The organism is Chryseobacterium sp. MYb7, from assembly GCF_002979455.1.
In the GTDB taxonomy this organism is placed as follows: domain Bacteria; phylum Bacteroidota; class Bacteroidia; order Flavobacteriales; family Weeksellaceae; genus Chryseobacterium.
The window spans coordinates 1-16170 of sequence record NZ_PCOU01000048.1 but is presented as its reverse complement, the minus strand read 5'-3'; the positions used below and the strand labels follow the sequence as shown (position 1 = coordinate 16170).

Sequence of the window (16170 nt, the reverse complement as noted above, 5' to 3'; positions counted from 1 at the left end):
TTAGGATATAAAACAGCTAAAAGACGCATCGCTATGGAACTTCGGGATATGATTACCGCAATTCTAATAATATTTGCGGGGGGTGATCCTGCAAAAGTCTTCAAAACTTAAAACATAAAAAATGGTCGGAAATTTCTTCCGACCATGACTAGGCTTTAGCCCGTTTTTTTTTTATAATGAATAATTTGATTAACTTCCAGTCTCCCTCTTCCAGCTTCCTAATCTACAAGTAATAAAATCTCTATATTTGAATATGCAAAACCGTATTTCTTCATTTCCACCCCTTATTGATGGCCAGTCTGAAATTTTAATTTTAGGATCTATTCCCGGAGTGAAATCATTAGAAAAACAACAGTATTATGGTCATCCTCAAAACAAATTCTGGAAAATTATTTTTGAATTGCTGAACGAAGAATTTACAGATGATTACACGAAAAGAATAGAAACCATCAGGAAGCATCATATTGCGCTTTGGGATGTCATCGATTCCTGTGAGAGAAAAGGAAGCATGGATTCTGAAATCAGGAATGAAGAAGCCAATCAGATTGCAGAACTGCTGGAAGAACACCCGAATGTAAAAGCTATTTTTTGCAATGGTGGAAAATCTTACAAAAATTTACAGAAACTACTAGGGAAAAACTATAAGCTGCCCATTTTTTTGTTGCCGTCTACAAGCCCGCTTCATACTGTTTCCTTTGAAAAAAAGCTGGAAGAATGGAAGAAAATTCTTGAATTTTTGGTTTGAGAGTGAGAGGATAAAGCTAGATTCCTACGGAATGACAAATAGAGTACTTTATTTATCCATACACCCTGTCATTCCGTAGGAATCTAAATATTGTATGTAATCTTAGTACAACTGATAAGAGTTTAAAAATTATTTACTTCTCAAGTACTCTCTCAGTCCTTTCAACAGCTCCAGCTGGTTTTTTGTCCTATCCAGATTGTGCTCAGGATGCGTGATAGAATAGTAAGTACTTCCATTTAGATAATCCGTTAAAAAACGAAGTTCCTGAATATAAATGGCGACTTGTGCTGCATAATCAAGATTCTCAGATTCTGTCGGAGTCAGTTTTTCTTTTAAATAAAACAGAAAACCTTCTTTTACAACCTTATACATTTCGGGATCAAAATTGTTTTTTGCAGTTCCGTCATCCTCGTGGGTTGTATTGGTGTAGGACTGAATCATTGTTCCAAAATCATATAAAATTGTAGAAATCATCATGGTGTCCAGATCAATTACAGCCAACGGTTGATGATTTTGATCGAAGAGAATATTACTGATTTTTACATCGGCATGAATAATTCTTTTAGGAATCTGATTGGTTTTTTCCATTTCAATCCATTGATCAGGCAAGGATAAAAACTGGTTGGTGATCTCTATTTCACCTTTTGCATTTTCTTTTAAATGGGGAGCCGCATCTTTTAATGCATTTTTATAATCTGCAACCCTTTTCTCAAAATTAAGGAAATTAGGAAGGGAATCTTCTATGGCCGGCAGTTTTTCGGTATTGATGGTGGCAAGGAAATAACTGAAGGTTTTAGCCGCTTCAAAAGCCACCTGTAAAGATGGAGCAGAAATAAAGGTCATACTGTTTTCTACGAAACTTAGCATGCGCCAAGGCTGGCCATTTACATCTTCTACTAAAAGCATATGGTTTCGAGAGAGGATAGGCTCAATAATTTGAAACTGATAATCATTTGCCTTGAGAATTTCATTAATCATTAAATGATTATTGACAATCACTTCCGGCTGTTTGAAAACATGATTGTTAATTTTCTGCAGAATAAACTTTTTTGCCTGATCTTTATCTTCCAAAAGATAGGTTGTATTGATCAATCCGTCCGTAATAGAAGTAAGTTCATAATTATCTGTACCAATAAACTCTTTAATAATGTAGTTTAATTCCATAAATTTTCCGGGTATCTGTTGTTCTTAATCTCTGAAATCAGAAAATCTATAATTTCCTTTTTGTCATCGGCATAAGTAACTCCCATCCATTGGGAAGGAGAGGTCTTTACCTTTACTTTTACTCTGTTTTCGTCCATCATTTTTTGTACTGCGGAAGGAATGTAAAATTCCTGATTAGGCAGCGGATCAGATTCAATGAAATCATAAAAATAGGCTTCAAGATAACAGAAAATATGAGGCTGAAAAATAAAAAAGTTCATAGAAACCAATGTTTCGGGATCTAGTTTTATATTTTCTCCGTTTTTACTATAAATGATGGAGTTATTTATTCTTTGAATAGAAGTTTGTTCTTCAACTTTGATCAGATAATTTTCAGTATCCAATGTACAAATTCCCCTCGCAACAGCTCCGTTTCCACTCAATGTTGTTCCTACAGGATAGGCAACCATTCCTAATTGTATATCTGAAATATGATGATGGTTAATCTCATGTGCTGCCAGCTGATAGGCTTCTTTTCCGTAGAAATCATCCGCATTAATCATCACAAACGGCTCCTGTATCGAGTATTTAGCACAAAGAACAGCATGAGCGGTTCCCCATGGTTTTTCACGATCAGGATAATCAAAACCCCCCAGTGAAATAGGAATACTGTCTATCTCCTGATATACCCAATGAAGTTCAAAATTTTTAGCTTTTGAAATGCTGTTTAGTCTTTCAATATAACTTTCGGGAATCAGTTTGTTGACAATAATAACTACTTTTTGGAAACCAGTCTCCAAAGCATCAAAGATAGAATACTCCAGAATCGGAGAACCGTTATTGAGTATTCCGTCTACCTGCTTGAGTCCTTTATACCTGCTTCCTAATCCGCCTGCTAATATGAGTAATGTCTTTTTAGAACTCATCAGTCATTCCAAATACAGGTTTACGGGTTTTCCATTTTCCATTAGTGAAATCAGGGATATCAACCACCTGGCCACCTTTTGCAATAGACTCTTCACTCAATGGCGTAATCGAATACCATAAAGCAAGATCATACACGTCCATTGGGAATTCTATATTTCGTTTGATACATTCAATAAATGTATTCATCACAAAGAAATCCATTCCTCCATGTCCGGCTCCTGCAGCAGTATTTTCAAATTTCTTCCACATCGGATGATCATATTCTTTCATCCACTTTTCTGTGTTGTCCCAACGGTGGGTATGGTTCATTGTTTTTTCAAAATAAATATTCCCCTGGTTGAAATCTCCCCATCCGAAATCCTGCCACAATCCCTCAGTTCCCTGAACTCTGAAGCCCAGATCGTAAGGTCGCTGCAAGCTTGTATCATGAGTCAGAAGGATGGTTTCTCCGTTAGCACATGCTATTTGAGTGGTTACAATATCTCCCTGATTGAATTTTACTTTGGCGCTTGGATGGTTTTCTCCGCCCTTAGGATGTTCAACAATATACTTGTGGAGTCCTACAGATTTTGATGAAAATGAAGATAGTCTTGTTAATCGGTTTCCTCGGTTGATGTCCATCATCATTGCCACAGGACCTAAACCATGCGTAGGATACAACTCACCGTTACGCTTTACATAATGCTCAGTTCTCCATTTCGCTTCACTGAATCCTTTTTCTCCGAACTCAGCGCCGGAATTATAAGGGTTAACACCATCATTGAAAAGAACTCCTCTCAGATCATGCTGATAGCCGCCTCTTCCATGTACTAATTCCCCGAACATCCCTTTGCGGACCATATTCAGGATAGCCATGATATCTCTTCGGTAACATACGTTCTCCATCATAAAGATAGGAACTTTCGTTTCCTCGTATACTTTTACAAATTCCCAGCAGTCCTCAAGTTTGATGGCTCCTGAAACTTCCATGCCCACAATTTTTTTGGCACGCATTGCTTCTACACCCTGTGTAAGATGCCATTCCCATGGAGTAGCAATTACAACAGCGTCTATTGTTTTTAATTTGAGAAGATTTCGATAGTCATATTCTCCATTGGAAAATTCCTGAGCAGCCGGTTTATTATTGTCTTTTAAGATTTTTTGAGACGCGGCAAGCATTCTTTTCTCTGGATCTGCAAATGCTACAATTTCTACATCACTACGTTTTGCCAGTAATTTTACATGTTCCTGACCACGAAGACCTACGCCGATAAAACCGACGCGGACTTTTTTATCTGTTTTAAAATCATGGGAATAAGCAAATAAAGAATTGGGTAAAACCAATGCCCCAAAACTTGCTAGAGCTGCTGTCTTAAGAAAATTTCTGCGGGAGTTACTATTGTCCATCTATTTTTTTTCTTAAATATATAAAAACTTTTGTAAATCCCGATAAGGTGATGGAGAATCGGAGGATGAAGAAGGAGAGATTGTTTGTAAGAATTTGAGGGTTGTGGATTTTAAAGTTAAATGAATTTTAAGTTATTGGGTTATAAATTGTTAATTTTCACTTTTTTCTCTATTTTAATCATTTATATTTTTTTTTACATATTGGTTATATACATGAAAATTTATTGATTGATCCAAGCTTTTCTTAAAACCATCTGTTTTGCATCAGGATTGGGTAGAGAAGTTACTTTTCCAGTGGCTTCATCATAATTGAAACCTGCTTTTTCCAGATATTCTTTCAAAGGAATAGGTTGTGTGCCTTCTATATAATCTCTGAAAAATGTACGAATTTCCGGAAAAGTCATTTTGGTAATTTCATCGAAAAGATCATCGTCATTAAAATATTTACCTGCTCCATACTTTTTCATAAGCATCTGCATCAGATCCTGGGTTCCTATTTTTCCGTTAGAAAGCTCTCTTAGTCTTATGTCCAGACACAATCCGAGCAATGCTCCTTTCAGATAAAAATTCATATACTGATCCTGTCTTTCCATGGATTTTTTACTTATTTCTGTAAAAGACAGGGTATTGTCAAATGCTTTCATCCCTCTGATCTTTTCTTCCAGACTTTTTTCAAAATCTTCCAGACTTATCATTTTTTGTTTGATAGGCATATGGATGGTGGCATACTCAGTCATCCCTTCGTATAGCCAAAGATGTTTAGACATGACAGGATTCAGGAAGTCATAATGCTGAATTTCTCCTGAATGAATATTGAGAGGCGTCACAACATGGAAAAACTCATGGGAAGCAACCCTGTTCAAAGCATTGGGCAGAAACTTCATGCTTCCGGAACGGTATAGACACACTGTAGAGTGGGAGTGTTCCAGTCCATCACCCAAAAATCCATTCTCATTAGAAGATTCATAATAAATCAGAAATGCGTATTTGTTGACTGGTAATGTCCCGCCAAGGTATGCCTGTTGATTTTTCAGGATGTTTTCTATTTCGTGGGCAATTGTTTTGGAATAATTCCTTTCTTTTTTATTGTAGAATGAGACAAGTACTTTGGTATGACCTATTTTGAGCCATGTGGTATCAGGAACAGAATATAAAACAGGGGAGTCTACCAATTCCCGATAATCCTTTGCCCAAACCATATCTGTGATTTTATTTTTCTGTTTATAGTCTAAGGCTGAGGAAGCATAGAAATCCTTGTTTTTTGTAATGGTAATCTGATAGGGAATGTCTTTCATTTCTTCAAAATACCCCACTAAAGAATTATAATTGATGACAAAAACGCTGTCTTTTATAAACATGCTGCCGGCAGATCGGGCTTCATTAGATTCTTTTTCCAGAGAGTCCCATCCGTCAGCTACCTGATATGAAATTTTCTTTACACGGCTAAGATCATACACCATCCAGCTGTTTTTGTCCAGACGTTCAGTCATGATTTTCTTACCGTTTTTATCTATGGCTGTGAAATCAGAAACATACTGTCCGAAATTCATAGCCTGATAAAACCCGGGTACCAGTTTTGGAATGACAAATTTGCCCTGTTTAAGATTATTCTTTGGGGGCGAAAAAGATACCCGGACTTCATCATTAGACATATGAAGAAGATCTATATTATATTCGTAATTTTTCTTTGAAGTCTGAGCAAACATTACTTTAGGTAGTATAATGATCACAAAAAATAGCTTGATAAGGGTATTCATGAGCTGCAATTTTATTTATTACGAATATTTAAATCACTTCTAAATTGGGTCTCTTTTATTTTTCCATGTAGTATACCTCTTCATAAGGCTGAATCAGTACCCATCCATGTCCTGAGAACTTCATCTGGAATTCTTCGCCGCTTCCTCTTCCGATAAGGCTTTTGAAAGAAACATTGGTTTTGAGTTCCGGACTTAGATTTCCGGACCATGCAACGGTTGCATTAGGATCTGTGAAAACAGGGGTGTCAGGAGTTACAAGTAAAGTTAAAGGATCTCCGTGAGTGGTAATGGCAATATGCCCCGTTCCTGAAAGTTTCACCTGGAAAAGTCCGCCAGACATCATTCCTGCAATACTTTTCAGCATCGTGATATCACTTTTTACGCTTTGTTCGTGGGCGAGAACGTCATTTCCGTTCACACACACAGATTCATTATTCAGATATAGAATACGGACTTTCTTTCCGGAATCTGCTACATAGAGTTTTCCGGAACCTTCCGCTTTCATCAACTTGGCTCCTTCTCCGCTGATTGCTTTCTTCAAAAGATTTCCAATTCCTCCGGACAGCATTCCCTGTCTTTCAAAATTGATATTACCCACATAACTTACCATACTTCCTCTTTTCGTCCATACTGCCTGATTATTAAGGTTGATTTCCAGAAGGTGTTTCGTTTCCAGTTCAAAATAATCTCTTTGCTGTGGATTCTCCTTTGTTTCGTTGATAAATGCTTCTATTGAATATTTACTCATAATTATAATTTTTAATTTGTTGTTTTTATAGTGTTATTGTTTTAGTTTGTCGAGTTTATACTCCCGTTTGTTACTTTTAGGATTCAGATCTACAAATTCGTATTCTTCAAAACGGGCAAGTTTTGCTTTAAACATTTCAGTTGCTTTTTCTACCGACCAGGTTTTAGGATAATGAAAGCCTTCAAACTCCGCATTGAAGATCTGTGCTTTGAATTCATGTGAAAATTCATCATCACCTACATAGGTCAAGGCTATTTTACCAGTCCATATAATATCATATTGATTGTTATCTGTTTTTGAAAATCGAATCTGATGCCCGGCACAGCTGTCATGCCCCAACAGATAAATATTGAAAGCAAGATCATCATCATCGAAATGTTGTTCAGAGGGAAGATCGTTGCTTAAAAGGTCATTTTTAATTACAGCTTCGAAATCCAGTTTTTCATCAAGGTTGTTGATCCTGATTCCTCTTTGTTCACCCCAATAATTTGAGGATAATGTACAGGCATGATAGTTTCCCCATACGATTTTGGAGTCCCAGTCAGACAGGTCTTCATCTTCTTCCTCATTGTTTTCATCATCATCATTGGCGTAATAATTTTCTGTTTTTAAATGAAAATCAAACCAGATAAATCCATATTCGTCTATTCGTCCACTCCAGCTGAATGTTTCAATGGCATGACCGTTAGGGTACGGATTATCAAGGAAGTATATTTTACTTACAGATTCCATATTGAATTTAAATTTTTCCAAAAATACTCTTTTTATACCTTGGAAATCCCCGTAAAATCACGGTTTTATATTTGATTGTAAATAATACTTGACAAAGGGGTATTCAATGTCGTATATTTGCACTCCGAAAATTACACCTTGTAATTTCAATAATTTTTAAACCGTAATTTAAAAAATGAAAACATCAGATTTTAATTTTGATCTTCCTGCGGAATTATTAGCAGAACACCCATCAGAGCACAGAGACGAAGCCAGATTAATGGTACTTGATAGAAAAACACAAACTATCGAGCACAAATTATTCAAGGATGTAGTGGATTATTTTGATGAAGAAGATTTGTTTATCTTCAACAATACAAAAGTTTTCCCTGCCCGTCTTTACGGAAATAAAGAAAAAACAGGTGCTAAAATTGAAGTTTTCTTATTAAGAGAGCTTGATAAAGAAACAAGAGTTTGGGATGTTTTGGTAGATCCAGCAAGAAAAATCAGAATTGGTAACAAATTATTCTTCACAGAAGATGAGTCTTTGGTAGCTGAAGTTATCGATAATACAACTTCAAGAGGAAGAACATTAAGATTCTTATTCGATGGTTCTTACGACGAATTCAGAACAAAACTAAAAGAATTAGGAGAAACTCCACTTCCAAAATATATCAAAAGAGCAGTAGAACCAGAAGATGCAGAAAGATATCAGACGATCTATGCAAAAGTGGAAGGAGCGGTTGCTGCACCTACAGCAGGTCTTCACTTCTCAAGACATTTGATGAAGAGATTAGAAATCAAAGGAATCAATTTTGCTGAAGTTACCCTTCACGTAGGATTAGGAACTTTCAATCCAATTGAGGTAGAAGATCTTTCTAAACACAAAATGGAATCTGAAGAGATCATCATTGACGAGAAAAATGCTGCTATTATCAATAAAGCAGTAGATACTCACAGAAGAGTTTGTGCAGTAGGTACTACAACAATGAGAGCTTTGGAAACTTCTGTTTCTTCAAACAAGAAAATCTCTGCATTCAACGGATGGACTAATAAATTCATTTACCCTCCTCACGATTTTGGAGTAGCTAATGCAATGATTACTAACTTCCATACGCCGAAATCTACACTATTGATGATGATTGCAGCGTTTGCAGGAAGAGATTTTGTAATGCATGCTTATGAAGAAGCCGTAAAAGAAAAGTATAAATTCTATTCTTACGGTGATGCAATGTTAATTCTATAAAAAAGATAATAGGTAAAAGGTGGCAGGTAGTAGTTATCAGCCACCTGCCACCTATAATCTACAACCTTACAATGAAAGATATCCGTATATTATCACTAGACCAGCTTAAAGACTACTTTGTATCTTTAGGAGAAAAGCCGTTTCGTGCGAAGCAGGTCTATGACTGGCTATGGAGTAAAAACCTCCATTCGATTGATGAAATGACGAATCTTTCGAAATCACTTCGTGAAAAAATTTCAGAAGAATATACCATTAATCCTGTTTCCGTAGACCTTCTTCAAAAAAGTTCTGACGGAACCATCAAAAACGGCGTGAAACTTCATGACGGTCTGATGGTGGAATCTGTTCTTATTCCTACAGAAACAAGAACCACAGCCTGTGTATCTTCGCAGGTAGGATGCTCATTAAACTGCGAATTCTGTGCTACAGCCAAACTGAAAAGGATGAGAAACCTTGAAGTTGCTGAAATTGTAGATCAGGTTGCCCTGATTGACAGCCAGAGTAGAATGTATTTTGAAAGACCGCTTTCCAATATCGTATTCATGGGGATGGGAGAGCCCATGATGAATTACAAAAATGTAGTGGAAGCCATCAGAAAAATTACCCAGCCGGAAGGATTGGGGATGTCTCCAAGAAGAATTACCGTTTCTACATCCGGTATTCCTAAAATGATCAAAATGCTTGCAGATGATGAACTGCGTGTGAAGCTGGCATTATCCCTTCACTCAGCTATCGAGTCCAAGCGTAATGAAATTATGCCTTTCTCTGATAAATTCCCGTTGACGGATATTATGGAGTCTCTTCAGTACTGGTACCAAAAAACAGGTTCTGTCATTACTTTTGAATACTGTGTATGGAAAGGAATCAATGATGGAGACGAAGATATTAAAGCTTTAATCAAATACTGCAAACAGGTTCCTTCCAAAGTAAATCTTATTCAATACAACCCAATTGGGGATGGAAAGTATGACCAATGCAACAAACAGGCGGAAGAAAACTATATTCGTCAGCTTGAAAATGCAGGAATTACGGTAATGGTCAGAAGAAGCCGCGGAGGTGATATTGATGCCGCTTGTGGACAATTAGCCAACAAAGCAACAGATTAAAATTTCCTTAAAAAAAGCCTAAAGCTTTCTTAAAAAATAGGTTAAAACCCTACCTTTGCACAAATTATTTTGTGATGATGGATTTTCTAATGAGCGAGGACGGGCTGGAAAATGTATATGCATGGGCTATCCCGCTGCATGCTACTGTTATTTTAGCTGAAATGATTTACAGCCATGTTTCAGAAGCTAAGTTATATAGTGGAAAAGATCTTGCCACCAATGTTTATCTTGCCCTGATGAACTTTGGTCTTGACCTTATCATGAAGGCATTTGCCATGGGCGTAATGTTTTTCTTTTATAATCACAGACTTTTTTCATGGGATTTAAGCATATGGTATCTGCTGGCATGTTTTATCATCACAGATTTTGCTTATTATGTACTGCATTATGTAGATCACCGTTCCAGAGCGTTCTGGGCAGTTCATATCACCCATCACAGCTCAGAATACTTTAACCTTACCACAGGTTTCAGAAGCCCTGTATTACAGCCGCTTTACCGATATTTATATTTTTCACCGCTAGCGTTTTTAGGATTCAATCCATGGCATATTATGGTGGCATACGCGATAGGGCAGGTGTATGGAACGTGGGTGCATACACAGACTGTGAAGAGTATGGGATTTTTAGAATATATTCTTGTAACTCCTTCTCATCATCGTGTTCATCATGCATGTAATGTAAAATATCTCGATAAAAACATGGGAATGTGTCTCATCATATGGGATAAGATATTCGGAACCTTCCAGAAAGAAGATCCCAATATTCCTGTTAAATACGGAATTTATCCTAAAATGCCGGATAACAGACCAGATACCGTACTTTTTTATGAATGGAGAAAAATATGGAAAGATCTGAAGCAGCCGGGATTAAAATTCACAGACAGAGTTAATTATATTTTCAACTCACCGGGATGGAGACATGACGGAACCGGAAAAACGGTAAGACAATACCAGAAAGAGTATTTTGCAAAACAGGCTAGAAAGAAAGAACAACAGCAAAATCAGAAACAGCAGAAATCTGCTTAACTTTTGATTTAAAATCAATAGAAATCTAAGGAAAAGCGGGCTATTTTAGCTCGTTTTTCTGTTATAAGAAGATCATTAACAAAGGTTGAGAGTAAAAAGGCAAAAGAGCAAAGCAATCTGCAAAAAAAATTATCTTTAACCCTCAAACCCTACAACTTCTCTAATCCCTACAATGTTTAGATTCCTTCGGAATGACAAGGTGTACGGATAGGCAAATCGTAGTTTGTCCATTCCGTAGGAATCTACACTTTCGCTCTCAAACGCTCTCACCCTCAAACTCTCAAACGCTCAAACCCACTACCTCAGAATAAAACCCTACTTTTGCCTTATGAAAAAATTCCTTCTGATTGTTGCTTTTTCCATTGTTCAATCTGCATTTTCCCAGCAGGCTGACTTTCTGAAAATAAAAAAATACAGAGTTAATTATCTGGATGATAAGATTGAAGAAACTTCAGGACTGAATATTTTAAACGGAAAGCTCTATACATTCAATGATAGCGGAAATCCAGCTGAACTTTTTGAAATTGATAAAACAAGCGGAGAAATTATCAGAACACTGAAAACCAATTTGATTAATACAGATTGGGAAGCTTTGACCAATGATGGAGAAAACTTTTATATCGGAGATTTCGGAAATAATGCCGGAACAAGGAAAGATCTGATGATTTACAAAGTTCCTTTCGAACGTCTTGATATGTCTAATGTAACTAAGATTCCTGGTTCAGAAAGAGCTTTAGACGGAACGAAAATTCTTTTTTATTATCCTGAGCAGACTGAATTTATTTCTAAAAATACAAAAAACGACTTCGATGTGGAAGCTATGATTTATCTGAATGGAAAGCTGCATATATTTACCAAAGAATGGGTGTCAAAAGCAACTTCTCATTATATCGTAGATCCTGAAATTTCAGAACTACAAAAGGCAGAAAAAACAGAAACCTATAAAACAGGTTTTGTGGTAACAGATGCTTCTTACTTTGATAAAAAGCTTTATTTGATAGGGTATACCAAGAAAACAGAAGTCTTTTTAGATATTTTTACAGAAACAGAACCCGGAATATTTTTTAAACAAAAGCCTAAACATTATTACCTGGGAACGGCTCTTTCATTAGCTCAGATTGAAGGAATAAGTGTGGATGAAACGGGAATTTATATTTCCGGAGAAAAGTTCCGGTCTCCATTAGGAACTACAAAACCCTCTTTTTATTTTATTCCGAAAGATCAACTCCAGGATTAATTTTATCTTAAAATTGAGCGAAAAAAATTATCTTTGTGAGAATTAATAATTATTCACCCAGCATTCGCAGATTGTGGCAAACATTGTAGAAGAGATTAAACGACCGATCAATGACGAAATGAAACTTTTTGAACAGAAGTTTTATGAATCAATGCAAAGTAAAGTAGCTTTATTGGATAAGGTAACCCGTTTTATTGTTACCACCAAAGGAAAGCAGATGCGCCCTATGTTCGTGTTTCTTTGTGCCAAACTGGTTGGGGAAGTGACGGAAAAGACTTATCGTGGTGCTTCAATGATCGAACTGATTCACACGGCTACTCTGGTGCATGATGATGTGGTAGATGAAAGTTTTAAACGTCGTAATTTCTTTTCAATCAATGCTTTGTGGAAGAATAAGATTGCGGTTTTGGTGGGAGATTACCTTTTATCAAAATCCGTTTTATTATCTACAGACCATAAAGACTATGACCTGCTTGGGGTAATCTCCAGAACCATCCGTGAAATGTCTGAAGGAGAGCTTCTTCAGCTGGAAAAAGCCAGAAAACTGGATATCACAGAAGATGTTTATTATGAAATTATCCGCCAGAAAACAGCAACTCTGATTGCTGCGTGCTGTGAAATAGGTGTTCTTTCCAACAATGCGGGTGAAGCTCTTGCGAAGAAGATGATGGATTTCGGAACCTTTACAGGAATGGCATTTCAGATCAAAGACGACCTTTTTGATTACTTAAGTTCAAACGTGATTGGTAAACCCGTAGGAATTGATATTAAAGAACAGAAAATGACCCTGCCTTTAATTCATACCTTAAAGATAGCAGATGAAAAAGATAGAAAGTATTATTTCGATACTATAAAACGATATAATAACAATCCTAAGCGCGTAAAAGAGCTTATTGAATTCGTCAAAAACTCCGGTGGGTTGGAATATGCTATTACAGTCATGAAAGATTTCCAGCAGAAAGCGAAAAATATTCTGAATGAATTTCCGGATTCTGAAGCAAGAAAATCGTTACATATTATGCTGGATTACGTAATTGAGCGAAAATTTTAAATTAAATAATTTTCAGGGTTACAATAATAACAGCTAGGACTATACAAAATAAAGCGATTAAAAATAAATAATCCGCAATGTTCTCAAATGTAGATTCCCGCTTTATATTTTTCGTTCTGATCGCCAGAAAAGAAAAAAAACAGCTGCAGGCAAAAAGAATACAGGCAAATCCCGCAAATTCGTCCAAATGTGTATTCTGACTGATTTTAGCGATTTTTAACGAAGTAATAATAATCAGGGAAAATCCTAAAAGATTGCTCGAAGCGTTCAAAATGTGAGGTGACTTTTTTTCCATCATTTACAATTTTTATCAAAATAAAGCACAATTTTTTTTATTATCAAATTTTTAAAAAAGATTATTAAAAATTAAAATTAATTTAAAAAGTGTATATTAGCAAAATACTTGAAGATTAAAAACTTTTTTACTTAGCTATGCAAACAACCTATATTGAAACACAGCAAATATCCTTTCAAGATTTTAAAAATCAGATACTTGAAGACTACAGGTTAGGAAGGATTTCTCGTGAAATGTCTTATCTCGGAAGGAGAGAAGTACTTACGGGAAAAGCTAAATTCGGAATTTTTGGGGATGGAAAAGAACTTCCTCAGCTTGCAATGGCGAAAGTTTTCAGAAATGGAGACTTCCGTTCAGGATATTATAGAGACCAGACTTTTGCATTGGCAATAGATGCCCTGACAGTAGAAAGTTTCTTTGCACAAATGTATGCAGATACCAGCGTGGAAAGAGAGCCTGCTTCAGCGGGAAGACAAATGAACGGGCATTTCGCAACAAGAAGTTTAAATGAAGACGGAAGCTGGAAAGATTTGACAGCTCAGAAAAATATTTCTTCGGATATTTCTCCAACAGCAGGACAGATGCCAAGATTATTGGGATTAGCCCAGGCTTCTACAATCTATAAAAGTGTAAAATTTGACGGGTCAGAAAAATTCTCAAGAGAAGGTAACGAAATTGCTTTCGGAACTATTGGGGATGCGTCTACAGCAGAAGGACACTTTTGGGAGACTCTGAATGCAGCTTGTGCGCTTCAGGTTCCTATGATTGTTTCTATCTGGGATGACGGATATGGAATTTCGGTTCCTACTAAAAATCAAAGAGCAAAAGGAGACATCAGCGAAATGTTGAGCGGTTTCCAGAGAAAAGAAGGTGAAAACCAGGGGTGTGAGATTATCCAGGTGAAAGCTTGGGATTATCCTGCATTATTAGATGCCTATGCTAGGGCAGAACATTTCGCAAGAACAGAAAGTGTTCCGGTAGTAGTGCATGTAATTGATGTTACTCAGCCTCAGGGACACTCTACATCAGGATCTCATGAAAGATATAAAAACGAAGAGCGTCTGGCTTGGGAAGCTGAGTATGACGGTCTGGCAAAATTCAAAGAATGGATTCTGAACTATTCTATTGAAATTGAAGGAAAAGAAGAAGTAATTGCTACTACTGAAGAGTTGGAAGCAATAGATGATGAAGCCAAAAAGATTGCAAAAGCAGGACAGAAAACCGCCTGGGAAAACTATCAAAAAGCTATTTCAGAACTTATTCAGTCTATTTTACCTTTAGTAGAAAATCTTAAAGGTCAGAATGCTGAAGTGGAAACATATATTGCTCAATTCAACAAATTGGTTTCAAAAGCTAAAAAAGATATCTTCCATTTGGTAAGAAAAGCTTTATTGGCCACAAGAGGAACAAACTCTGCAGAAAGAACTCAATTGATGCAGAAATACAATGAAGTTTCTGCGGTTGAAAAAGACAACTATTCTTCTCACTTATATTCTCAATCTGAATGGAAAGCTGAAAATATTCAGGAAATCAAACCTGTATATTCTGACAGTTCAGAAGATGTAGACGGAAGAGTGGTGATCAGAAACAATTTTGACAAAATTTTTGAAAAATATCCTGAAACCCTAATCTTTGGAGAAGATACCGGAAATATCGGTGACGTAAACCAGGGATTGGAAGGAATGCAGGAAAAATATGGTGCTTTACGTATCGCTGATACAGGAATCCGTGAAGCAACGATCCTTGGACAGGGAATTGGTATGGCGATGAGAGGTTTAAGACCAATCGCTGAAATTCAATACCTAGACTACGTTCTTTACTGTTTACAGGGAATGAGTGATGATCTGGCAACAGTACATTACAGAACCAAAGGAGGTCAGAAAGCTCCATTGATCATCAGAACAAGAGGACACAGATTAGAAGGTATCTGGCACTCAGGTTCTCCAATGGCGGGTATTCTGAACCTTTCAAAAGGTATTTTAGTATTGGTACCAAGAAACCTTACGAAAGCTGCAGGATTCTACAACACAATGCTTCAGACAGACGAGCCTGCAATTATCGTAGAATGCTTGAACGGATACAGATTAAAAGAGAAACAACCTGATAACTTAGGAGAATTTACTGTTCCTGTAGGGAAAATTGAAGTAACTAAAGAAGGAAAAGATGTTACTTTGGTAACGTACGGTTCTACATGGAGAATTGTAACGGAAGCAGCTAACGAATTGGAAAAATTAGGAATTTCTGCAGAAGTGATTGACATTCAGTCATTGATTCCTTTCGATTTATCTCATGAAATTGCTGAAAGTGTTAAGAAAACAAACAGATTAGTCGTAATTGACGAAGATGTGGAAGGAGGAACTACAGGATTCATCTTACAGCAGATCCTTGAAAAGCAGAAAGCATTCAGATATCTGGATTCAGATCCGTTGACAATCTCTGCCAATGATCACAGACCTGCTTACGCAAGTGATGGTGACTATTTCAGCAAGCCGTCTACAGATGATATGGTAGAAAAAATCTACGCAATGTTTAATGAAACAAATCCTCAGAAATATCCAGCGATATTCTAATTGGGATTTTAGATAAATTTAAAACCGCTTCCTTTTGGGAGCGGTTTTGTTTTTTATCATTACAGGAAATTTGTACATTTAAAGACTTATATAATATTTTTTAGTTCATCTTTAAATCAACTCTATGAAACGGGTATCCATTATATGAAGTCATCTTGACTTTTTCAAAAATTATATTTTTTATTTGAAATAAAAAAAGGGATTAGGAAATTAGAGTCGCTAA

14 protein-coding genes are annotated in these 16170 nt (G+C 36.5%); 7 read left to right on the top strand and 7 right to left on the bottom strand.

What is annotated here, in order from left to right:
- Positions 1-253 precede the first annotated feature (253 nt).
- Positions 254-745: a DNA-deoxyinosine glycosylase gene (locus tag CQ046_RS22865; RefSeq protein WP_105704475.1), complete on the top strand. Its 492-nt coding sequence runs from the start codon at positions 254-256 to the stop codon at positions 743-745.
- Between the two features lie 129 nt (positions 746-874).
- Here the strand turns inward: CQ046_RS22865 and CQ046_RS22860 are convergent, their stop codons facing one another.
- The 6 genes from CQ046_RS22860 to CQ046_RS22835 form a co-directional block, all read right to left on the bottom strand.
- Positions 875-1909: a phosphotransferase enzyme family protein gene (locus tag CQ046_RS22860; RefSeq protein ID WP_105704474.1), complete on the bottom strand. Its 1035-nt coding sequence runs from the start codon at positions 1907-1909 to the stop codon at positions 875-877.
- Positions 1900-2814, bottom strand: coding sequence for an NDP-sugar synthase (locus CQ046_RS22855; RefSeq protein ID WP_105704473.1), 915 nt, complete (start codon positions 2812-2814; stop codon positions 1900-1902). Before CQ046_RS22855 ends, CQ046_RS22860 begins: the two co-directional genes overlap by 10 nt.
- The gene (locus CQ046_RS22850) at positions 2804-4201 is read right to left on the bottom strand and encodes a Gfo/Idh/MocA family protein (protein ID WP_105704472.1); all 1398 of its coding nucleotides are present in this window, start codon (positions 4199-4201) and stop codon (positions 2804-2806) included. Before CQ046_RS22850 ends, CQ046_RS22855 begins: the two co-directional genes overlap by 11 nt.
- 221 nt (positions 4202-4422) lie before the next feature.
- Positions 4423-5958, bottom strand: a complete 1536-nt coding sequence (locus tag CQ046_RS22845; RefSeq protein ID WP_105704471.1) for a peptidase M61 — start codon at positions 5956-5958, stop codon at positions 4423-4425.
- Between the two features lie 55 nt (positions 5959-6013).
- Complete coding sequence (locus CQ046_RS22840) at positions 6014-6706, bottom strand: AIM24 family protein (protein ID WP_105704470.1); 693 nt, start codon at positions 6704-6706, stop codon at positions 6014-6016.
- Positions 6707-6739: 33 nt separating this feature from the next.
- Positions 6740-7459 (bottom strand): hypothetical protein, encoded by a 720-nt coding sequence (locus tag CQ046_RS22835; protein WP_123906675.1) that lies wholly within the window; start codon positions 7457-7459, stop codon positions 6740-6742.
- A 154-nt stretch (positions 7460-7613) separates the two neighbouring features.
- Between CQ046_RS22835 and queA the strand changes: the two genes are divergently transcribed.
- The 5 genes from queA to CQ046_RS22810 all read left to right on the top strand — a co-directional run bounded on the left by queA (position 7614) and on the right by CQ046_RS22810 (position 13082).
- On the top strand, positions 7614-8663 hold the full coding sequence (queA, locus tag CQ046_RS22830) for a tRNA preQ1(34) S-adenosylmethionine ribosyltransferase-isomerase QueA (RefSeq protein ID WP_105704468.1): 1050 nt from the start codon (positions 7614-7616) through the stop codon (positions 8661-8663).
- A 71-nt stretch (positions 8664-8734) separates the two neighbouring features.
- Positions 8735-9769 carry a 23S rRNA (adenine(2503)-C(2))-methyltransferase RlmN gene (gene rlmN, locus CQ046_RS22825; RefSeq protein WP_105704467.1) on the top strand — a complete coding sequence of 345 codons (1035 nt, stop codon included), beginning with the start codon at positions 8735-8737 and terminating at the stop codon, positions 9767-9769.
- A 74-nt stretch (positions 9770-9843) separates the two neighbouring features.
- Complete coding sequence (locus CQ046_RS22820) at positions 9844-10794, top strand: sterol desaturase family protein (protein ID WP_105704466.1); 951 nt, start codon at positions 9844-9846, stop codon at positions 10792-10794.
- A 328-nt stretch (positions 10795-11122) separates the two neighbouring features.
- Positions 11123-12031, top strand: coding sequence for a hypothetical protein (locus tag CQ046_RS22815; RefSeq protein ID WP_105704465.1), 909 nt, complete (start codon positions 11123-11125; stop codon positions 12029-12031).
- A gap of 73 nt (positions 12032-12104) precedes the next feature.
- Entirely contained in the window at positions 12105-13082 is a 978-nt protein-coding gene (locus CQ046_RS22810) for a polyprenyl synthetase family protein (protein WP_105704464.1), read from the top strand.
- Between the two features lies 1 nt (position 13083).
- Here the strand turns inward: CQ046_RS22810 and CQ046_RS22805 are convergent, their stop codons facing one another.
- On the bottom strand, positions 13084-13377 hold the full coding sequence (locus CQ046_RS22805; RefSeq protein WP_105704476.1) for a hypothetical protein: 294 nt from the start codon (positions 13375-13377) through the stop codon (positions 13084-13086).
- Between the two features lie 137 nt (positions 13378-13514).
- Between CQ046_RS22805 and CQ046_RS22800 the strand changes: the two genes are divergently transcribed.
- Positions 13515-15947, top strand: coding sequence for a thiamine pyrophosphate-dependent enzyme (locus CQ046_RS22800; protein WP_105704463.1), 2433 nt, complete (start codon positions 13515-13517; stop codon positions 15945-15947).
- Positions 15948-16170 lie beyond the last annotated feature (223 nt).